Source organism: Mycobacterium sp. GA-0227b, from assembly GCF_001499855.1.
Taxonomy (GTDB): Bacteria; Actinomycetota; Actinomycetes; order Mycobacteriales; family Mycobacteriaceae; genus Mycobacterium.
In genome coordinates this window covers 429,350-449,511 of the sequence record NZ_LQIK01000023.1, presented here as the reverse complement: position 1 = coordinate 449,511, position 20,162 = coordinate 429,350, and the positions used below count along the sequence as shown (strand labels likewise).

General features: G+C 66.5%; 23 protein-coding genes. 11 read left to right on the top strand and 12 right to left on the bottom strand.

The features are described from left to right. Positions 1–43: 43 nt before the first annotated feature. The 5 genes from AU185_RS15735 (at position 44) to AU185_RS15715 (ending at position 3,789) form a co-directional block, all read left to right on the top strand. Entirely contained in the window at positions 44–538 is a 495-nt protein-coding gene (locus AU185_RS15735; RefSeq protein WP_059099558.1) for an SRPBCC family protein, read from the top strand. Continuing rightward, positions 535–855: an ArsR/SmtB family transcription factor gene (locus AU185_RS15730; protein WP_059099559.1), complete on the top strand. Its 321-nt coding sequence runs from the start codon at positions 535–537 to the stop codon at positions 853–855. Before AU185_RS15735 ends, AU185_RS15730 begins: the two co-directional genes overlap by 4 nt. A gap of 124 nt (positions 856–979) precedes the next feature. After that, positions 980–1,891 carry a hypothetical protein gene (locus tag AU185_RS25175; protein WP_059099560.1) on the top strand — a complete coding sequence of 304 codons (912 nt, stop codon included), beginning with the start codon at positions 980–982 and terminating at the stop codon, positions 1,889–1,891. A gap of 149 nt (positions 1,892–2,040) precedes the next feature. Continuing rightward, entirely contained in the window at positions 2,041–3,006 is a 966-nt protein-coding gene (locus AU185_RS15720; protein ID WP_156425535.1) for a hypothetical protein, read from the top strand. Between the two features lie 96 nt (positions 3,007–3,102). Further along, a complete protein-coding gene (locus AU185_RS15715; protein ID WP_059099562.1) occupies positions 3,103–3,789 on the top strand; it encodes a hypothetical protein in 687 nt (228 codons plus the stop codon). A gap of 179 nt (positions 3,790–3,968) precedes the next feature. Here AU185_RS15715 and AU185_RS15710 read toward each other — a convergent pair whose 3' ends face one another. From AU185_RS15710 to AU185_RS25645, 3 genes are all read right to left on the bottom strand, one after another. Next, positions 3,969–5,096: a phage major capsid protein gene (locus AU185_RS15710; protein WP_231740316.1), complete on the bottom strand. Its 1,128-nt coding sequence runs from the start codon at positions 5,094–5,096 to the stop codon at positions 3,969–3,971. Between the two features lie 111 nt (positions 5,097–5,207). Then, positions 5,208–5,603 carry a hypothetical protein gene (locus tag AU185_RS15705; protein WP_059099563.1) on the bottom strand — a complete coding sequence of 132 codons (396 nt, stop codon included), beginning with the start codon at positions 5,601–5,603 and terminating at the stop codon, positions 5,208–5,210. A 69-nt stretch (positions 5,604–5,672) separates the two neighbouring features. Continuing rightward, on the bottom strand, positions 5,673–6,269 hold the full coding sequence (locus tag AU185_RS25645; RefSeq protein ID WP_059099564.1) for a phage portal protein: 597 nt from the start codon (positions 6,267–6,269) through the stop codon (positions 5,673–5,675). 167 nt (positions 6,270–6,436) lie between these two features. Here AU185_RS25645 and AU185_RS25640 point away from each other — a divergent pair, with 167 nt between their 5' ends. Next, positions 6,437–6,814, top strand: a complete 378-nt coding sequence (locus AU185_RS25640; protein WP_286143156.1) for a hypothetical protein — start codon at positions 6,437–6,439, stop codon at positions 6,812–6,814. 694 nt (positions 6,815–7,508) lie between these two features. Here the strand turns inward: AU185_RS25640 and AU185_RS15685 are convergent. Further along, on the bottom strand, positions 7,509–9,122 hold the full coding sequence (locus tag AU185_RS15685; protein ID WP_059099567.1) for a 4-coumarate--CoA ligase family protein: 1,614 nt from the start codon (positions 9,120–9,122) through the stop codon (positions 7,509–7,511). 38 nt (positions 9,123–9,160) lie between these two features. After that, on the bottom strand, positions 9,161–9,565 hold the full coding sequence (locus tag AU185_RS15680) for an MmcQ/YjbR family DNA-binding protein (RefSeq protein ID WP_059099568.1): 405 nt from the start codon (positions 9,563–9,565) through the stop codon (positions 9,161–9,163). An 88-nt stretch (positions 9,566–9,653) separates the two neighbouring features. On the opposite strand from AU185_RS15680, the gene ligA reads away from it, so the two are divergent. After that, positions 9,654–11,726 (top strand): NAD-dependent DNA ligase LigA, encoded by a 2,073-nt coding sequence (gene ligA, locus AU185_RS15675; protein ID WP_172800394.1) that lies wholly within the window; start codon positions 9,654–9,656, stop codon positions 11,724–11,726. A gap of 94 nt (positions 11,727–11,820) precedes the next feature. After that, positions 11,821–12,075, top strand: coding sequence for a metallothionein (locus AU185_RS15670; protein ID WP_059099570.1), 255 nt, complete (start codon positions 11,821–11,823; stop codon positions 12,073–12,075). 3 nt (positions 12,076–12,078) lie between these two features. On the opposite strand, the gene AU185_RS15665 is transcribed toward AU185_RS15670, so the two are convergent. The 6 genes from AU185_RS15665 to AU185_RS15640 all read right to left on the bottom strand — a co-directional run bounded on the left by AU185_RS15665 (position 12,079) and on the right by AU185_RS15640 (position 16,451). Further along, positions 12,079–13,662, bottom strand: coding sequence for a polyamine aminopropyltransferase (locus tag AU185_RS15665; protein ID WP_059099571.1), 1,584 nt, complete (start codon positions 13,660–13,662; stop codon positions 12,079–12,081). Further along, positions 13,659–14,114 (bottom strand): DUF350 domain-containing protein, encoded by a 456-nt coding sequence (locus AU185_RS15660; protein WP_059099572.1) that lies wholly within the window; start codon positions 14,112–14,114, stop codon positions 13,659–13,661. The genes AU185_RS15665 and AU185_RS15660 overlap by 4 nt, the downstream gene beginning before the upstream one ends. Before the next feature lie 34 nt (positions 14,115–14,148). After that, positions 14,149–14,583, bottom strand: coding sequence for a DUF4247 domain-containing protein (locus AU185_RS15655; RefSeq protein ID WP_059100094.1), 435 nt, complete (start codon positions 14,581–14,583; stop codon positions 14,149–14,151). Continuing rightward, complete coding sequence (locus AU185_RS15650) at positions 14,580–15,083, bottom strand: DUF2617 family protein (RefSeq protein WP_059099573.1); 504 nt, start codon at positions 15,081–15,083, stop codon at positions 14,580–14,582. The genes AU185_RS15655 and AU185_RS15650 overlap by 4 nt, the downstream gene beginning before the upstream one ends. An 8-nt stretch (positions 15,084–15,091) precedes the next feature. Continuing rightward, positions 15,092–15,703 (bottom strand): DUF4178 domain-containing protein, encoded by a 612-nt coding sequence (locus AU185_RS15645; protein ID WP_059099574.1) that lies wholly within the window; start codon positions 15,701–15,703, stop codon positions 15,092–15,094. A 91-nt stretch (positions 15,704–15,794) separates the two neighbouring features. Further along, positions 15,795–16,451: an ACT domain-containing protein gene (locus AU185_RS15640; RefSeq protein WP_059100095.1), complete on the bottom strand. Its 657-nt coding sequence runs from the start codon at positions 16,449–16,451 to the stop codon at positions 15,795–15,797. A 42-nt stretch (positions 16,452–16,493) separates the two neighbouring features. On the opposite strand from AU185_RS15640, the gene gatC reads away from it, so the two are divergent. From gatC to AU185_RS15625, 3 genes are read left to right on the top strand one after another with little or no spacing between them, the layout of a single operon-like run. Then, positions 16,494–16,793, top strand: a complete 300-nt coding sequence (gatC, locus tag AU185_RS15635; protein ID WP_059099575.1) for an Asp-tRNA(Asn)/Glu-tRNA(Gln) amidotransferase subunit GatC — start codon at positions 16,494–16,496, stop codon at positions 16,791–16,793. Continuing rightward, complete coding sequence (gatA, locus tag AU185_RS15630) at positions 16,790–18,271, top strand: Asp-tRNA(Asn)/Glu-tRNA(Gln) amidotransferase subunit GatA (protein ID WP_059099576.1); 1,482 nt, start codon at positions 16,790–16,792, stop codon at positions 18,269–18,271. Before gatC ends, gatA begins: the two co-directional genes overlap by 4 nt. 17 nt (positions 18,272–18,288) lie before the next feature. Next, positions 18,289–19,320: an ATP-dependent 6-phosphofructokinase gene (locus AU185_RS15625; RefSeq protein ID WP_059099577.1), complete on the top strand. Its 1,032-nt coding sequence runs from the start codon at positions 18,289–18,291 to the stop codon at positions 19,318–19,320. A 100-nt stretch (positions 19,321–19,420) separates the two neighbouring features. Here AU185_RS15625 and AU185_RS15620 read toward each other — a convergent pair whose 3' ends face one another. Then, positions 19,421–20,116 (bottom strand): NAD(P)-dependent oxidoreductase, encoded by a 696-nt coding sequence (locus AU185_RS15620; protein WP_059099578.1) that lies wholly within the window; start codon positions 20,114–20,116, stop codon positions 19,421–19,423. Between the last annotated feature and the right edge of the window lie 46 nt (positions 20,117–20,162).

The following is a 20,162-nucleotide window of genomic DNA, read 5'->3' as shown; positions in this document are numbered from 1 at the left end:
GCCGCGATAAGCGATACCGTGAGACGCAACCAGGAGGTTGCATATGAGTACGGATCGTATCGAAAAGGAAGTTCTGTTGAAGGCGCCGCTCGCGCGCGTCTGGCGGGCGATCAGCGACGCCGACGAGTTCGGGCAGTGGTTCGGGGTGCGCTTCGACGGACCGTTCGTGGCCGGCAGGTCGGTGACCGGCGTCATGACCCCGACGGCGGTCGACGCCGACGTCGCCAAGGCTCAGGAGCCGTATGCGGGCACGGCCGACGCATGGCACATCGAGGCGGTCGAGCCGCAACGGCGGTTGGCGTTCCGCTGGCACCCCTACGGCGTCGAGGAAGGCGTCGACGTCACCGACGAACCGACCACGCTGGTGGAGTTCACGCTCGAAGAGACCGCCGACGGAGTGCTGCTGCGCATCGTTGAATCCGGATTCGACGCCCTCCCCGCCGAGCGCCGCGCATCGGCCTTCGAGGGCAACAGCGAGGGTTGGGCCGCGCAGGTCGAACTCGTGCGCAAGTACCTCGCCATCAGCGAGACGGTGTGAGCGCCCCACCGGTCGAAGCCCCCATTTTCAACGCACTCGGCGACCCCAACCGCCTGCGCATAGTCACCCAACTGTGCGAGGGCGGACCGTGTTCGACAACCGAGATCACCGCGGTGGTGCCGGTGAGCCGGCAGGCGACGACCAAACACCTGCTGCTGCTGGAATCGGTGGGCCTGGTGAGCAGTGAACGCAGTGGCCGCGAGCGCATCTGGCGGATGCAACCCGCCCCGCTGGGCGACGCGAGCGAATACCTCGCGAAGCTGTCGCAGCGGTGGGACCGCGCAATCGACCGGCTGCGCGCCTACGTCGAGGACTGAAGCCGCGGTTCGCTGGACGATTTGCGCGCGTTATGTCCAGACGCGGGATGTGGAGTTGGCCCCCGTGCAAGAATGCTTCGCACGCGTCGTCGATCTTCTTTGCCCGAGAGGAATGGTGCCCCGAGTGAATCCGCGCCTCGCGGCAGGTGTCGGAGCGGTGTCCGCCGTTCTTCTGTTGGGCGGGTGGGGCGCTGCCGTCGCATCGGCGCATCCCGGCGATTCGCACGGCTCCGACCGGGGAAGCAGCTCCGACCGTGGTGGTGGCAATCACGGCCGCGGGTCGGACGATGACGACGACGGCAGCGGTCGACGTGATCGTGACCGCGGCGACCGCAACGGCACCAGCAACCGTGGCGGCGGCACCGAGAAGACCGGCGGCAGTCCGTCGTCACGGGTCGGGTCCGGCCGCGAGGACCTACCCCAGTTGTCGTCGAGTAACCGGTCGGCGGTCGCCGACGACTCGAATGCGGCGCGACGCTCGGCGGTCGGCGGCGGATCGGCTGACCGCGCGGGGGTCGGCGGCGGATCGGCTGACCGCGCGGGGGTCAGCGGCGGATCGGCTGACCGGGCGGCGGTCAGCGGCGGGCCCGTCGTCAGCGAGTCGATCGCAGGCGGCGAAATCCCGTCGGGCGGCGCGGGCGGCGGAGGTTCGCCCGCCGGATCCGATGCGCCCGGCGCAGGAGGGTCGGCATTCGACCCGCCTCAGGTGACGTTCGGCAACGGACGTTCACCGGGAATCCAGAGCGGCGGACCCGAACCGCGTCGGCAGGCTCCCGCACCGGCACCCGCCGATCCGCCGCCGCCGCCACCCCCGTTACCGCCGCCACCACCACCGCCGACGCCCGCGCCGGCGTGGGTGCACCGGGTGGCCACGCCGCCGGCGAGCGCGCGGCAGTTCGTCGTCGCGCCCGGCGCCGGGTCGACCGACCCGCTGTGGGGCGTCGCCGGGTTGCTGCTCATCCCGGCGGCGGGCGCCGTGCTGGGCTACCGGCAGGCGCGTGCGGCGCAGGCCGCCGAACGGATACGCCGGCCCTGATCAAGCACGCAGGTCCTTCGAAGGATGACTGGCTGAGCGCTATGCGCTGACCTGGTAGTTCGCGGTGGGCCAGAAGCGCTATGGTCTGCAAGATCCTTGACTCGCGGAAGGGGCGCGAGGCCGTCCCCCCTCGACCCTACGATAACGCTATGGAGTACGAGGGGGAGTTGTATGCCGAGCGGCTGCGCCGCAAGGCGCAGGCGGCTCAGCTTTCTGAGGGTACGGCCAAGTGGTCAACCAAGATCGACAGCGACGCACGAACAAAGTTGCGTTTGGCATGGCTCGATGCTGTCCAAGCGCTTCAGGGGCACCATCGTGACTTTCTCGCGAAGCAGATCGAAGATCGGTCACTTAGGTCAATGGCAACGAAGCTGACCCCCAAAGACAATTACACCAGCTCCTACTACTGCTCCGACGAAAGACTGCTGTCGCTTATCGAGGCCGAACACGAGGCACTAACCGTGCTGGCCGCTTCGTTGAACGATCCGTGGACCGCCGTCCCCCCCGAAGATGATCCGCAAGCGCCCGAGCCGCGCGGACGGGTGTCCTTTGCGGGGCTTCGATCTGGGACTGGCGCATCGTTCGGAGATTTACCGACCGTTGACCCTGGCGCGTTCCTCAACGACGTCAACCGCATCTTCGAAGCCCATCTGGTCGGGCTCCGTTTGCATCACAACAGCAAATTCGTTCCCATGCAGTCACATGAGATGCACGATGCGGTTGTAGAGCCGACTCTTTTTCTCTTGAACGGTGATGCACGCTTCAAAGCTGCCGAGTCCGCTTATCAGGACGCCCTCAGAGAGCTACGCAACGGTGACTCCGGCGATGCCATCACCGATGCGGGCACGGCGTTGCAGGAGACGCTGAAAGCATTGGGTTGCAATGGAAAGGTGCTCGGTGATCAACTCAAGTTGGCTAAGACGATGGGGCTTCTCCGCGGCGGCGATGCTCCCCTGTCCGACGCCATCGCGGGCAAATGGGTAGTCGCACAGAGGAATAAGGGCGAGGCGCACACCGCAGAACACGGTTACACGCCGAGCGATGCGTGGATGGTGGTCCATGTTGTCGGGGCGCTAATCATCCGGTTAAGCGAGGCGGAAACGACCGCTGACTAAGGCCGCTCCCACACCGCCGTTGTTACCGCCCGGTAGCGCGTTGGATCGGAGATCCGACTCGGACCGAGGGACTTTTACGAGGGGATCATCAGCGTCATGCAGGAGCCGGATAACAAGACAATCACCCTTTGGGCCGTTGGAATCATCGTCATGTGCTGCGCCGCCGCTGTGGGGATGGTTTTCGGCTGGCGAGTGTTCACCGGCTGGTGGACGCCAGGTTGGGGAAACCTGTTCACCGTGGCAGTTGCCACAGCCGCCCTTGCCGTCGGCGCGTGGTTTAACCGCCGGACCCTTAGCAGTGCCGCCGAACGACACGACCAAGGTCGGCTTGACGGCCGTTACGACAAACTCAGGTCAGAGGTTGCCGCACTGCTTAGTGCGTCTGGGCAACGACGATCTCAGATGGAAGTTTTCGCGAAGCAGGTCAATGACTTGATAGCGGGAACCCCGAGCGTCGCCGACCGAGGCACCCTTATGGTCGCGATACAAGCGGCGCTGAATGAGTCTGTTGGTGCGTTGTACGCGAAGATAAATGGCCACGCCTATGCAGTTCGGATGCTGACCAACGACAGTCAGATTGTTGATCGCATTGGAGAGATCGAGGAGGTTTTGAAGGCGGACCTTGCGGACTACGCTGTGGCACTCGAAATAGCCCCTAAGCCAAGAGATCCGATCACACTTCGACGAATCCAAGAGCGCAGAGACGCGCAGACCAAGGCGCTTGCTGGCGCTACCGACCAGCTGCTGGCGTACTGCTCGGGCAAGTTTTCCGCGTTGGACTGATGCCAAGGGGCCGGTACGTAGGACACTGGCCCCATTGATCCGATTGAGACACTCCCGCGTCTCGTGTGGGGGACCACCCACCCCGGCCTCAGGGCTGGCCGGTGCCCTTGTCCGCTGAGGGAAAAGAAGTAAACCGCAGCGGGAAACTAATGTGGAGTATTACTTTTCGGCAGCCCGCTCTAAAGGGCACGGTCGCGGTAACGGTTGAGCACGAACAATTCCGGGATGGTGAATCCCGGTGCCGCGTGAGTGACCGAAATCGCCCCATCGCTTCGGTTTTCACACCGGTGGGGTTGGTGACCATTCGCGCCGCCACGGTCAGAATGACTGCTTCTAGGTCCTCGGCAGGTTCGGGTGTAAATCCCTGCCCACGGGTGTAGGACTTCACCTGTGCCGTTACGATATTGAGCACGGCGTCCATGCGGTCGGCGCTGTGGCCTGAACCGATGTAGGCGGTGAGGTCTTCGGTGGTGGGCATTAGGCGGCGTCATACAGCCGGACGATTCCGGCAGGGTTGGGGAACCCGAAGGACACGCGGGCGGTGGCGCGGACCTGTACGGCGTCGTAATCGAACGCGGCATCGAATGACCGGTGACGGTGGTGCCGGTGCGCTGCACGACGAGAACCTGAGACGTGTCCATGCCCCAAGCATTCCCGGCGGCCACGTCTGTGGAGACCAATACCGGGATCCCGGTGATGGTCACACCATCAGACACGTCGGTAAGCAGGCTGGTGTTGAGGTCGGTGCCTTGCTTGGCGGTGGCTAGGGTCAGCGCCACGTCGGGGGCCAGGACGAACACCGACAGTTCGGCACCATCGGCCAGGGCGTCGGCCTTGGCCTGGTGGAAAGCGTCCAAGGTGTTCAAGGTGATCGTGCCGGTGTCGACCACGTTCACGCCCGACAGGGACAGGAGACCGTTTGGCCCGTTGGTGACGGTGTTGCCAAAGAACGCGGCGTCAATCTTCTTGGCTACCGACCGGGCGAGAGACCGCCCGACCTGTTCGGCGACAGCAGGATTGGAGTCCTCGGCGGCCTCATTGGAAATCTGGGTGAGGCCCTTGACTGCCTTGGGGGTGACCACCAGTTCGTTGGTGGTCGGGTCGGTGAGCGTGATTTGGGTGTTCTCCGCATACCACCCGACTGCGGGATCGGCGGTGAGCATCGGGAAGCGGATAGATTCCGATGCGGTCTGGATGACGGTGCCTGCCTTGAACGCGATGGATTTTTCGGCAATGACAACGTCGATGAGCTTGCCGTAGTCCTCGGGTGTCCAGGCGGTTTGGAGGTTGCTGTTGAGTACAGCCACGAAAGTTCCTCTGTGTTGCGTGTGGAACGTTCGTCGCCGGGACGTAACGGATGAATGGGTGCCTGACCCGAGAGTGTGGCGTCACCAGGACGCCTGGTTACTCTAAGTGTATCAGCGGAATAGGGATGAGAAGTCGGTTGGCACAACATGATTGCCGCGTGCACCCTGCCCAACGTCACCGCGTGGCGTCCGCGACGCCAAGGTAGGGCGGTCTTCCAACAGGGCTGTAATCGCGGCTCTTAGCGTCTCGGGGTCTTCTAGGTGTTCGGGTCGGAACGGAAGGTCACGGGCGTCGGCCAATCTGCCGTCCTGTTGCACCAGCGCGGTGTGCAGTCGGCGGGCGTAGTCGTCGGCGCAGGTTTCGGCGGTCTTGGCGCGGTCGCGGTATCCGGCTGCCTCTTTACGGAGATCGGTCACCACATGCCGGGGAAAGGTGTCCTCGGCATCGTCCGTGCTGTCGGGTTGATCGTTGGTGTTCTCTGCGCCCGATGGGTTCTCGGTGTCCATTTATGTCCTCTCGGCGCCGTTCTGCGGCGCTTTGGTGGATGGGGGTGGGGTGTTCGGCTGCGATGGCGGCTAGCTCGGCGGCGATGGCGTCCTCGGACCAACCCGTGCGCGAAGGGTGCTGGCGCGGCTTACGATTCCGGCGGCGTAGAGCCTGACGGCGGCGTCCGCCTCGGCTGACGTGCTGCGGCTCTCTGCCGGTGCCCACAGGACCCGCACCGACACCGCAGACGGCGGGACGCCGGTACGGACGGCGACCATGAGACGCGCCACCTGTTCCCATGCTCGCCCGAACACCTGTTGGCGGGCTTCGGCACGGGCGGTCAATCCGGCTTCGGCGGATCGGATGGCTTCGCTGGACGATGGGTTGGCGGTGGTGATACCGACCATGCGCGCGGGCAGTGCGGACACAGCCATGATCTGTTGCAGGAGAACGTCTACGGCGGTCCTGTAGCCCTCAAGTCCTGCGGGGTCGAGTTGGCCGAATTTGGCGGTTTCATTCTCGGCGACCATGAGGCGGTCGCCCTCGGGAATCGGTGAGACGGTGCTTAACTCGCCGGTCTCGTTGCCGTCCTCATCCAGTACCGGAACCTGAATCAACTCAATGCCGGTGGCCCAACGCCGGGGTCTGCCGACATATTCGGAGGTGACCATCATGTCGGTGAGCACTTTGTTGAGGCCTCCACGAGGGGCATGAGGTCGGTAATCTCTGAGCAGCCATCTTCCAGCAGGTCGGAGTTGCGCAGCGGCACAACGGGAACAACCCCCATCGGGTTGGGCAGCCTTTCCACGACGCGGAATGCATGGGTCGCGGTGGTGACGGTGTCGGCGCGAAGGTGCACAACCTCATCGGGCAGGTACAGCACTGCCTCGGTGGTGCGGTCGGTGGTCCAGCGTTTGAATGCCGCTGTCGCTTCGCGGGTCCCGCGATCCTGCCCGTATACTCGGCCCTTATGGCCAATACAGCGCAAACCGAAGACGTGCCTGCAATCAAGATCGTCAAAGGCGACAGCATCTACCACCGCGTACTCATGAAGTGGTTCACCGTCATGGCAATTGACGACATCACGATCCGCAGAAAGGTCTACACCGAAGGGACCGGCGTGCAGGACGTCTTCGAGGACGTCGCCGGGAGGCAGTTCTCCGGCAAGGGGGACGACGACCGGCTTTCTGTTGCGCTGAGCGACCTCGTGACCCGGATGAACAAAAAGTAATCGTCCCTGCGGCCGTTGTGCGCCGTCGTGGACATGCCGTCGGAGGGCACCCCCCAGGTGGCCCGTTAAAGCCCCCTAGCTGCGCCGTGGGCGGACGTAAGAGGTATGGGTGGCGTGGGTCGGGTTGGGCGAGCTAGGTCAGTGGCTCAGATCGGCACTCAGACCCTGGCCCGACTTCCGTTGTCTCGCAGCGTGGTCCAATAGAATTGTGTTGCAACGTGATTCAGTTTGTACGCGCTACTCGACGCCCACGCGCCGCACCACGCTTGGAGTTGCACGACAGGCGCCGCACGACCAACAACCCATCGGCACAGCCCTTGAGCGTCAACGTCTTTCCGGCCTGCACCTTTTTCCATGCTGCAACCGAGTGGTCCAACGAAAGTTGCTCTGTCGCACCGCAGTCGGTACACCACGGCTGTAGCACTCTCGCCCTGCGCGACAACCGCACCCACGCATACCCGTCGGGTATTCGGCCCTACCTAACCCGACCCGAACCCGCAGACCTACCGGGTTGCCCAGGTTTGTGCTGGGACCGCAACGCCAGCTCCCGCGACGAGATCAGTTCATTCAGGTCGGGTGCGTCAACTGTATTCCGCATATTCAGGATCTTGTCTGACAGCGTTATGCAAGTCCATCAGCCTCGCAAAAAAATCGACTGAATCTCCAGGCAGAGATGCTTTTATGGCGGATATGTCTACTTCAGGTCCTTGCGAAGTATCTTTCCGGACGCCGTCTTCGGCACCGCGTCGATGAACGCGACCTCGCGGACCTTCTTGTAGGGCGCCACCTGGCCGGCGACGAACTCGATCACCTGGTCTTCGGTCAACTCGGCGCCGGATCGCTTGACCACGAACGCCTTCGGGATCTCTTCGCCCTCAGCGTCGTTGACCCCGACCACCGCGGCGTCGGCGATGTCAGGATGGCTGAGCAGTACGGCCTCCAGTTCGGCGGGAGGCACCTGATAGCCCTTGTACTTGATCAACTCCTTGAGCCGGTCGACGATGTAGACGCAGCCGTTCGCGTCGACCTGGGCGAGGTCGCCGGTGTGTAACCAGCCCGCGTCGTCGATCGTCTCCCGGGTGGCCTTCTCGTTGCCGAGATAACCGGCCATCACATTCGGCCCCTTGAACCACAGTTCGCCGGTTTCGCTGAGACCGTCTGCGGGCGGGTCGATTTCGTCACCGGTCTCGGGGTCGACGATCTTCGACACCGCGTTGGACACCGTCCAGCCGACCGAGCTGAGCGGCGCGACCATCTTCATCTCCTGCTGGCCGCCGTCGAACGGCGTGATGTGGCTGACCGGGCTGAGTTCACTCATGCCGTAGCCCTGCACGACGCGGCAATCAAGGCGTTTTGCGACGGCGTGGCCCAGGTCGGCGTCCAGTGGGGCCGCTCCCGACATCACGACGTTCAGAGACGACAGGTCGTACTCATCGATCAGCGGATGCTTGGCCAGCGCCACAGCGACCGGCGGTGCGATGAACGCGATCGTGCACTGGTGATTCTGGATGTTGGCCAGGAAGTCGGCGAGGTCGAAGCTACCCATGATGACCAACCGGGCACGCGCATGCAGTGCGGCGTTGAGCAGGACCGTCATCCCGTAGATGTGGAAGAACGGCAGCACGGCCAGCACCGTGTCGTCGGCGACCATCCCGTGCAGCGGCCGGATCTGGGCGACATTGGCCACCAGGTTGCGGTGAGTGAGCATGACGCCCTTGGGGTTTCCGGTCGTTCCCGAGCTGTACGGCAGCACCGCCAAATGTGACGACGGCGCGAAGCTCACCCGCGGCGGCGGCTGCCCGGGGCCCATCAGGTCGGTGGCGTTGGGATGCCCGTCGGCGTGTCGGCCGGCGCCGTCGAGCACGACGAGGTTGTCGTCGGCAATTCCGGCGGCCGCGGCCGCTTCCTTGGCCTGCGCCAGCAGCGGCGACACCGTCACCAGCATCTTGGCGTTCGAGTCGGTCAGCTGCTTGGCGATGTCCTTGGCGGTGAACAGCGCGTTGATGGTGGTGGCCGTCGCACCGGCGCGCAGGATGCCGTGAAAGGCGACCGCGAACCCCGAGCTGTTGGGCGAGAGCAGGCCGACGACGTCGCCGACGCCGATGCCGCGGCCGGCGAGCGCGCCCGCGAACGCGTCTACGCGCGCGACCATCTCGCGGTAAGTGGTCTGTTGCCCGGACTTCGCGTCGACGAGCGCGACGCGATCGAGGTCGGCTTCGGCATCGGTGTCGGCAAGGCCGCCGAACAGAAAGTCGTAGACGCTGGTGGACGGAATGTCGACTTCGGGGAACGGGCTCGCGAAACTCATGGCGCCTCCGATCGAATCATGGCCTGCCGGCTACCGGGTCAAACTTCGTCGAGCTGTCTGATGAGTTTCTTCGGAGCGGTCAGCCGGTATGAGGCATCGATCAGCTCACGCACCTCAGCCCAGGCGGCCTTCTTCGCGGCCGTCAGGTCCAGGCCCAGCCAACCCGACGGGCCCAGGTAAGCGGGGTAGTAGAACCGGCCATCCTGGCGCAGTGCCTGCTGGTCGCTCTGGTCGACCTTGACGATGATGGACTGCGGGTACTGCAGGTATTCGCCCCCGGTCTCGGGTCGCACGCTGCCGCCGTACATGAGGAACATCTTCGCGGCGAAGAATGCCGGCCTGCCATGCGACACCTTCTCGTAGGCCTCGGGGAACGCCAGCGCGACCGCCCGCACCCGCGCCAGTACCGGGTCGTCGTCGCGGAACATGATCGGGTGCGGCATGGGGCCAGGGTAATGGTGCGGTCCTGTCGGGCCGCTCCGTTAGCCTGCGAGAGTGAGTCCCGAGGCAACGCCCGATCCCGAGACGACGCTGGCCGCACAGGCCGACGACGGACCCGACGCGGACGTGCGTCGCCGCTGGCAGGAGCTCGCCGACGAGGTGCGCGAGCATCAGTTCCGCTACTACGTGCGTGACTCGCCGATCATCACCGACGCCGAGTTCGACAAGCTGCTGCGCGAACTGCAGGCCCTCGAGGACGACCACCCGGAGCTGCGTACCCCGGACTCGCCGACGCAGTTGGTCGGCGGCGCCGGCTTCGCCACCGACTTCACCGCGGCCGAGCACCTCGAGCGAATGCTGAGCCTCGACAACGCGTTCACGCCGGAGGAACTGGCCGGGTGGGCGGGCCGAATCAAGGGCGAGATCGGAGACGATGCGAACTTCTTGTGCGAGCTCAAGATCGACGGCGTGGCGCTGTCGCTGGTGTATCGCGACGGGCGCCTGGAACGCGCCGCCACCAGAGGGGACGGCCGCACCGGTGAGGACGTCACGCTGAACGCCCGCACCATCGACGACGTTCCCGAAAGACTCACCGGCACAAAAGAATTCCCTGTCCCGAAGGTTCTCGAGGTGCGGGGCGAGGTGTTCTTCCGGGTGGCCGACTTCGAGGAACTCAACGCCGGGCTGGTCGCCGAGGGCAAGCCGCCGTTCGCCAATCCGCGCAACAGCGCCGCCGGCTCGCTTCGGCAGAAGAATCCCGCCGTCACGGCGCGGCGCAAGTTGCGGATGATCTGTCACGGCCTGGGCCGCGCCGAAGGTTTCCGGCCGAAGACCCTGCACGACGCCTACCGGGCGCTCAAGGCGTGGGGTCTGCCGGTCTCCGAGCACACCGCTCAAGTCACGGGCATGGACGCGGTCACCGAGCGCATCGCCTACTGGGGTGAGCATCGCCACGACGTGGAACACGAAATCGACGGTGTGGTGGTCAAAGTCGATGACGTCGCACTGCAACGCCGCCTCGGATCGACGTCACGGGCGCCGCGTTGGGCGATCGCCTACAAGTACCCGCCCGAAGAGGCGCAGACCAAGCTGCTCGACATCAAGGTCAACGTCGGGCGCACCGGCCGGGTGACCCCGTTCGCGTGGATGGAGCCGGTCAAGGTGGCCGGTTCGACGGTCAGCCAGGCCACGTTGCACAACGCGTCCGAGGTCAAGCGCAAAGGCGTGCTCATCGGCGACACGGTGATGATCCGCAAGGCCGGTGACGTGATACCCGAAGTGCTCGGCCCGGTCGTGGATCTGCGCGACGGCTCCGAACGCGAGTTCGTGATGCCCACGCACTGTCCGGAGTGCCACACCAAGCTGGCGCCGGCCAAAGAGGGTGACGCCGACATCCGCTGCCCGAACACGCGGTCGTGTCCAGCGCAGTTGCGCGAACGGGTTTTTCACGTCGCGGGCCGCGGCGCGTTCGACATCGAGGGGTTGGGCTATGAGGCCGCAACCGCTCTGCTTCAGGCCGGCGTCATCGCCGACGAGGGGGACCTGTTCACGCTCGGTAGTGCGGACCTGCTGCGCACCGAGTTGTTCCGGACCAAGGACGGCAACCTGTCGGCCAACGGCAAGCGGTTGCTGGTGAACCTGCACGAGGCCAAGTCCAAACCGCTGTGGCGGGTACTCGTCGCGCTGTCGATCCGGCACGTCGGCCCGACGGCTGCCCGCGCCCTGGCCACCGAGTACGGCAGCCTGGACGCCATCATGTCGGCGTCGGAGGCCGAGCTGTCGGTGGTCGAGGGCGTGGGCCCGACGATCGCGGCCGCGGTGACCGAATGGTTCACCGTCGACTGGCATCGCGCGATCGTGGACAAGTGGCGCGCCGCCGGGGTGCGGATGGCCGACGAACGCGACCCGACCGTCGAGCGCACCCTCGAGGGACTCTCGATCGTCGTCACCGGGTCGTTGACCGCATTCTCCCGCGACGACGCGAAAGAGGCGATCGTCGCGCGCGGCGGTAAGGCGGCCAGCTCGGTGTCGAAGAAGACCGCGTATGTGGTCGCGGGCGATTCTCCCGGCTCGAAATACGACAAGGCCGTCGAGCTGGGCGTGCCGATCCTCGACGAAGACGGGTTCGCGCGCCTGTTGGAGAACGGGCCCGACGGGATCTGAGCACGCGCTCCGCGGTCTTCGATCTCGAGCGCTCGGGCGTTTGTCGGCCCCCTCCACCGGGCACTCGACAGGTTCGAGGCGACAAGGAGTTGTGATGGCTATCTGCGATACCTGCGGCAACGACTACGACAAGGCGTTCACCGTGACATGGCCCGACGGCCGCAACGCGACGTTCGACAGCATCGAGTGCGCCGCCGTACAGGTGGCGCCCGAATGCGCCCACTGCGGATGCCGCATCCTCGGCCACGGCATCGAAACCGAGGAAGCGATCTTCTGCTGTGCGCACTGCGCGCGCAAGGACAGCAACGCCGACGTCAATGACCGTTACCCGGTGCCCGCCGGAGGCTGAAGGTCACCGGTAGCCGCGCCGCACATCGTCGACGATGCGCGGGTGGTCCAGCGTCGAGGGCTCCAACGACTGGGGTCGTATGTCGCCGCCGAACACCGTGGCGGCGTCGAGCGCACGCTGGTCGAGATAGCGCAGTGGCGGGGCGTCGGTGGGGACCGTCGGCCTCGGCGCGGTCGGCCCGCGGCGGGCCAGCACGAAGCCCCAGTCGCCGAACGTCGGCACGTGCACGTGGTACGGCGTCGCCGCGTACCCGGCGGCCCGGATCGTCGACACCGTGCGCCAGTAAGCGGTGGGGGTGGAGAACGGGCTGCCTGCCTGCACGGACAACAGACCGTCCGGCGCCAGCGCGCGGCCGATCAACGCGTAGAACTCCACTGAATACAGCCGTCCCAGCACCGGGGTGTCGGGGTCGGGCAGATCGGCGATCACCGCGTCGAATCCGCCCGGCGCGACGTCGCGCGGCGCGTCCCGCAGCCACGTCATCGCGTCGGCGATCACCACCTGAACCCGGGGATCGTCCAGCGCGCCGCCGTTCGCCTCACGCAATGTGGTGCGCCCCATCTCGATGACCGCCGGATCCAACTCCACCTGCACGATCGTGTCGACGTCCTTGTCGCGCAACACTTCCCGCGCCACCAGTCCGTCGCCGCCGCCGAGGATCAACACCGATCGGGCGTCGTCTGCGAGCGCCGGGTAGACCAGGCTTTCGGTATAGCGGTACTCGTCGCGGGTCGAGAACTGCAGTCCGCCATCGAGATACAGTCGCATGTCGTCGCCGCGGCGGGTGACCACGATCTCCTGGTACGCCGAATGCTCATGGGCGATGATCGGGTCGGCGTAGAGCCGTTGGCGGGTCGAGGCCTGGATGCCGTCGGCGCGCACCAGCAGCGTGACGAGCAAGGCGAGCGCGGTCGCCAGCACCATCAGGGACGCGGCCAGCTCACGCACGCTGACGATGTGGCGCAACAGGAGCACCGCCACCACGGCCGCCGCGGAGAGGTTGACGATCCCGGTGACGGCGGCACCGCGGATCATGCCCAGGTACGGCAGCAGCAGGAACGGCCACAGCAGCCCGCCGATCAGCGCCCCCAGATAGTCGGCGGCGTTCAGGTTGGCCAGCACCCGGCCGGTGTCGGTGGCGCCTGCTGTCCGTCCGCGCTGCAGCAGCGTCATCAGCAACGGCACCTCGGCGCCGACGAGGCAGCCGATCAGCGCGGTGCCGATCGCGAGCACCCACAGCGAGCCGCCCACGAACGCGAACGCGACATACAGTGCGGCCGCCGACAATCCGCCGACGATCGCCAGCGCCGTCTCGACGGCGATGAAGGTGACCGCGGCGCGGTGCAGCAGCGGCTTCACCAGCAACGCGCCGACGCCCAGCGCGGCGACGTAGCCGGCGACGATCAGCGACATCGCCACGACACCGCCGCCGTGCAAGCTGGTCGACAGCGTCAACAGTGCCAGTTCGTAGACGATGCCGCACGCCGCGCACGCCGCCACTGCCGCCAGCAACACCGCGCGCCAGCGCGTCGCCGAACCTGCCAGCCGCGGTGCCGGTGAAGGAGCGTCGTGATCGGTCACCGTCATGACAGCGCGGCGGCGTTCACCCCTCCCACGGCGATCAGCATCACGGCGGTGGCGACGGCGCCGGGGTGCAACCGTTCCTCGGCGATCAGGTCGCGGAAACGTCCGGGCACCACAGCCTCCAGCACGACCAGCGCCAGGCCTTGCAGCACCACGCCGACGAGACCGTACACCGTCGCGTCGACGAGTCCCTGGCCGAGTTCGTTGGCACTGGCCACGATCGCCGAGATCACCACGATGGCGAGGGCGGCATACATTCCCGACGCGACCGCAACCGCGTTGGGCCGCCGCTCGACGAACACCAACCGGCGCAGGTTGCCCGGGGTCAGCAGGTCGGCCATGGCGAAACCGGCCGCGAGAACGGCGACGCCGACGATGAAGTACAGGATCGCGGCGACCACATTCTGAGCGAGGCTCTCGCCGCTGATGGTGCCGAATTCGACCGCCAGATTCATGGGTTCTCCTTACCGGTTGGCCTCGATGCGCGGGTCATTTCGTCCCATCCGGTCCGCCCGGGCTGCCGCCCGCGCCGCCGGCGGGTGACCCGGGAAAGAACCCGGGTCCGAGGAAGATGAACCCGCCCCCGCTGTATCTGCTGCCCCGAACGTCCTCGACCCGGATGGTGCACGGACGGTTGCCGTCGGGCCCGACGATCACGATGTCGTCCTCGTAACGCAGATACTCGATACCGCGGTCGGTGGCCCGCGCCTCCGGACGCCGGTAGTCGGCAAGCCGGTCGGCCACTTCGGCGGGCGAGCCGGTGCATTCGTAGCTGCTGGCCTCCGCGCCGTGGGAGTACGCGGCGTAGTTCTCGGCGACGTACGTACGAATGTCGCGGTTCTGCAACGAGATACCGAGAAGCAGGCATGCGATGCCCGCCACGGCGAGCCCGCCGGCCAGCCAGAACAACGCGGTGCGGCTCACGGCCGCCACCGGCTGCTGGTGTAGACGACCGTGCCACCTGCGGCTCCGTCGGGATAAAGATGCCATGTCCGCCAACGCCATCCGGTGCCGTCGGCTTCGGCGGCCAGTGCGGTCAGTGCGGCATCGTCACCGGGGAACACACCGCCGAGCCATCCGTCCATCCGCTCACACCTGATTTGCAGCTTCTCCGCGAGCCTGCGAAAACCGGCAGTGTCATGCGTTTCGGTGCGGGACTCGATGCGGTAACCGGGCGCGACGGCGCAGCCGGGCAAGGCGGCATCTGTGTGTGCTGTGCACGAAACCTCCTCGGAGAACAAGTGTTTCGAATGTTCCACGGTGACCAGATGCGATGCGCCGAGCACGCCGAGCACAAGCGTGCTGCCGTCGGGACGGGCCAGCGGCAAGGTCGCCAGCGGCCGCGGTGCAGGAGAGTTCAACGCCAGCCGCAGCGTCGTTCCCGACACGTCGGCCGGGTTCACTACCAGTCGGTGAAACGGCACCCGGCGTCCTACTCGGTGGGCGGAGGCGCGGGATACACCGTGAGTTCGCCGGGCAGCACCGGTTTCCCGACCGACACCTCCCACGGCATGTCCGCAGCCCACCGCTCGAATCCGAGGAATGACGTCTTGTCGGCGTCGGCGTAGTCGACGAACTCCATCTCGCCGCCTGCGGGCAGTCCGGTGGTGCCCTCGGTGGTGAACGATGCGCGGCCGCGCTCGATCTCGCGGTAGCTGATTCCGTCGAGGACGAGGTCGCCACCGGGTTGCAGCGACGCGTCCTTGCGTCGCGTCCACATCACCAGTCCGAGTCGGCCCTCGTCCTCTTCGACGCTGAACCACACCGGCTCGGAACCACCTTCGAGCAGATGCTCCCACCACACGAACGGGCCTTGCCGCAACGTGGCGGTGCCGCGGACGACGTAGTCGATTCCGCCGTGGGCGACGATCGCACCGGGCCCGAGTTGGCGGGGGCCGAACTGCGGCATGGTGGCGGCGAACTTGAGCGGATCTTCTCGCGTGGTCGGGGCTTTCGGCTTCTTCGGCCGTCGAAGCGCCATCACCAACACAACGACCGCCCCGAGGAGCAGTACGACGGCGAGCACGATCAGCAGCGTGTCCACGCGAAACCTTCCGATCGGCCGCGACGTTCAGCAGTGTGCGGTGCGGTTGATGGGATCGTTGTCACCGTAACAGCCGCGCCGTACGCGCAAGTCAGCGCAGAATCGTCGCGACGATGCCTGCCAGATAGCCGAGCCTGGCGACCTCCGAGGGGCGGAAGAGGGGTCCACCGGGGCGGCCCAACACCACTGCGGTGCGCGGATCGCCGAGCGGGGCCGCGGCCAGCGTGGTCGCCATGTCGCGCCACAGCTCGGGCACCCAATCGGCGTCGCCGTCCAGGGCGCGTGCCCGGTCGAGCGGCAACCACGGCGTCTGGGCTGCCTGCGTCTCGGGTGCGCCCGGGCTGCCGACGACGCGCTCCGGTCCCGATTCGGCCAGCCGGACCACCGTGGTCCAGCCCACCCGGAGCACCCGGGGTGCCTCGTCGGCGAGAACCTGCAGCTTGTGGCCGCGGTCCGCGGCGGCGATGTGGTCGATCAGCTCGAGTTCGCGGTGCGCCTCGAGCAGCCCGGTGTGTGGACGGACGGAGTCGACGTAGACGCCTTTGATCTGTTCGGCGGCGGTGATCAGCATGTCGGGCATCGCGCCGGCGGGCAGCTCCACCACGAGATCGTCGACGGCATAGCCGGCCGACCGCTCCACCACGTCGAGCGAGAGGATGTCGGCGCCCACCGATCCGAGCGCCACGGCCAGCGAACCGAGGCTGCCCGGTCGGTCCTCCAGCTGGACCCGTAGCAGGTACGAAGGCACGCGCAACACTGTTGCACAACGCGGTGACTAGGCTTGCGTGTCGTGTCGCAGATCTCCCGAGACGAGGTGGCCCACCTGGCCCGTCTCGCCCGCCTCGCCCTGACCGAAGACGAATTGGACAGCTATGCCGGACAGCTGGACGCCATCCTCGGCCACGTCAGCCAGATCCAGTCCGTCGACGTCGCGGGCGTCAAGCCGACCGGTAATCCACTCACCGATGTCAATGTGTTCCGTCCCGACGCCGTCGAGTCGGGCCTGACGCAACAGGAGGCGCTGGACCAGGCGCCCAAGGCGGCCGAGGGCCGGTTCGCCGTCCCGCGCATCCTGGGAGAGGCCCAGTGACCGACCTGATCCGGTTGGACGCCGCGACGCTCGGGCGCAAGATCGCCACCAAGGAGGTGTCCTCGACCGAGGTCACCAAGGCATGCCTGGACCAGATCGCGGCGAGCGACGACCGCTACCACGCGTTCCTGCACGTCGCGGAGGACCGCGCGCTGGCCGCGGCGGCGCGTGTGGACGCCGCAGTGGCCGCCGGGGAGGACCTACCCTCGCCGCTGGCCGGGGTGCCGGTCGCGCTGAAGGACGTGTTCACCACAACCGACATGCCGACGACCTGCGGCTCGAGGATTCTCGAGGGCTGGATGGCGCCGTACGACGCCACCGTCACGATGCGGTTGCGTGCGGCGGGCCTACCGATTCTCGGCAAAACCAACATGGACGAGTTCGCGATGGGTTCGTCCACCGAGAACTCCGCATTCGGGCCAACCCGCAACCCGTGGGACGTCGACCGTGTCCCCGGCGGCTCCGGGGGCGGCAGCGCGGCGGCGCTGGCGGCGTTCCAGGCGCCGTTGGCCATCGGCACCGACACCGGCGGCTCGATCCGCCAACCGGCCGCGCTGACCGCGACGGTCGGGGTGAAACCGACCTACGGCACGGTGTCGCGCTACGGGCTGGTGGCCTGCGCGTCGTCACTGGATCAGGGCGGCCCGTGCGCGCGCACCGTCGTCGACACCGCGCTGCTGCATCAGGCGATCGCCGGTCACGACGCGAAGGACTCGACCTCGGTCGACACCGCGGTGCCCGACGTCGTCGGTGCGGCCAGGGCGGGCGCGGCCGGCGACCTTGCCGGCGTGAAGATCGGCGTGGTCAAGCAGTTGCACGGCGACGGCTACCAACCCGGCGTGCTGCAGTCGTTCCACGCCGCCGTCGAACAGCTGACCGCGCTGGGCGCCGAGGTCAGCGAGGTGGACTGCCCGCACTTCGACTACTCGCTGTCGGCGTACTACCTGATCCTGCCGTCCGAGGTGTCGAGCAACCTCGCGCGGTTCGACGCGATGCGTTTCGGGCTGCGTGTCGGCGATGACGGCACGCACAGCGCCGAGGAAGTCATGGCGTTGACCCGGGCTGCGGGATTCGGTCCGGAAGTCAAGCGCCGCATCATGATTGGTACCTATGCGCTGTCGGCGGGCTATTACGACGCGTACTACAACCAGGCGCAGAAGGTACGCACGCTGATCGCGCGCGATCTCGACGAGGCGTATCAGAAGGTCGACGTGTTGGTCTCGCCGGCGACGCCGACCACCGCGTTCGCATTGGGGGAGAAGGTCGACGACCCGCTGGCCATGTACCTGTTCGATCTGTGCACCCTGCCGCTGAACCTGGCGGGCCACTGCGGAATGTCGGTGCCCGCGGGCCTGTCGCCCGACGACAACCTGCCGGTGGGGCTGCAGATCATGGCGCCAGCGCTGGCCGATGACCGGCTGTACCGCGTCGGCGCGGCCTACGAAGCTGCCCGAGGACCGCTGCCAACGGCGGTCTGACGGGGGAGGATGTAGGCATGCGTATCGGAGTGCTGACCGGCGGCGGCGACTGCCCGGGACTGAACGCTGTCATTCGGGCGGTCGTGCGCACGTGCGACGTGCGGTACGGGTCGTCGGTCGTCGGCTTCCAGGACGGCTGGCGCGGTCTGCTGGAGAACCGGCGCATCCAACTCGCCAACGATGACCGCAACGATCGGCTGCTGGCCAAGGGCGGCACCATGCTGGGCACCGCACGGGTGCATCCGGAGAAGCTGCGCGCCGGCCTGGACCAGATCAAGCAGACGCTCGACGACAACGGTATCGATGTGTTGATCCCGATCGGCGGCGAGGGCACGCTCACCGCGGCGCGCTGGCTGTCGGAGGAGAACGTCCCGGTGGTCGGTGTGCCCAAGACGATCGACAACGACATCGATTGCACGGATCTGACGTTCGGTCACGACACCGCGCTCGGCGTGGCAAGCGAGGCCATCGACCGGCTGCACAGCACCGCCGAATCGCACCAGCGTGTGATGCTCGTCGAGGTGATGGGCCGCCACGCCGGATGGATCGCGCTGAACGCCGGGCTGGCCTCGGGCGCCCACATGACGCTGATCCCCGAGCAGCCGTTCGACGTCGAAGAGGTGTGCCGGCTGATCAAAGGACGCTTCGTGCGCGGCGATTCACACTTCATCTGCGTGGTGGCCGAAGGCGCCAAGCCCGCCGAGGGCTCAATGCAGTTGCGCGAAGGCGGGATCGACGAGTTCGGCCACGAACGCTTCACCGGCGTTGCGCAGCAACTCGCGCTCGAGGTAGAGAAGCGGATCAACAAAGAGGTGCGGGTGACGGTTCTCGGTCATGTGCAACGCGGCGGCACTCCAACGCCGTTCGACCGCGTGCTGGCCACCCGCTTCGGGGTCAACGCCGCCGACGCCGCACACGCCGGCGAGTACGGGATGATGGTGTCGTTGCGCGGGCAGGAGATCGGACGCGTCTCGCTGGCCGACGCGACCCGCCAGTTGAAGCTGGTCCCGCAGAGCCGCTACGACGACGCCGCAGAGTTCTTCGGCTAGGTGCTGGTTGAGGAAGCGCCATCGCCAGCGCGCCCGACGTTGAGCGCGACGAATCCGATCGCCGGGCCGAACTGCTGCGCGAGGGAGACAGTCGTCGTCATCATGCGCTCTTGAAGGCTTCCCGGCGGATCATCTGCCACATCGTCGGCGTGTGTTCTGTGGTGGAGATGACAACGGTTCGGCCCGCCGCCGCAGCATCACCGGCCAGTCTGGTCATATAGTCAGCCAAATCGATGCGCGCGGTGAATCCGCCGACCGGTTCCACCTCGCCCGCAACGTAATTCGTCGCGGCGGGTAGGTCGAACAAGCCCGACGGCCGCACAATCGTCCAGTCCAGTCCGCTGGTGCGCACGATGGTCTCCATGCGGCGTTGGTCGTCGTAGGTGCTCTTGCCGATGGTTCGGGTGATGACGGGTTCGACGATTCGCAACGCGAAGGGTGTGTCGATGCGGTCCGGATAGTGGTATGCGCCGGTGGAACTCACGACGACGAGTCGCCGCACGCCGGTCTGCTGCATTGCCGCGGTGATGTTGCGGACGCCGGTCGAATACGTGTCGATCGGTCGCATGCTGAACGGCACCCCGAGCGTCGACAGGACGCCGTCGGCCCCGTCGAGTACCCCGGCCGTCGAGCAGGCGTCGCGCACATCGGCGCGGGCCACCGTCAGCTCGGCATGGTCGAACGGGAAGTCGGCGGGTCGGCGCGTCACCGCCACCGCCTCATGACCGGCGTCGAGCACGCGGCGTGTCAGCAGCCGGCCGGTCTGTCCGTTGGCGCCGAAGATCGCGATTCTCATGGTCTTCTCCTGATTAGTCACTCGACATGATTATCATGATAGATGA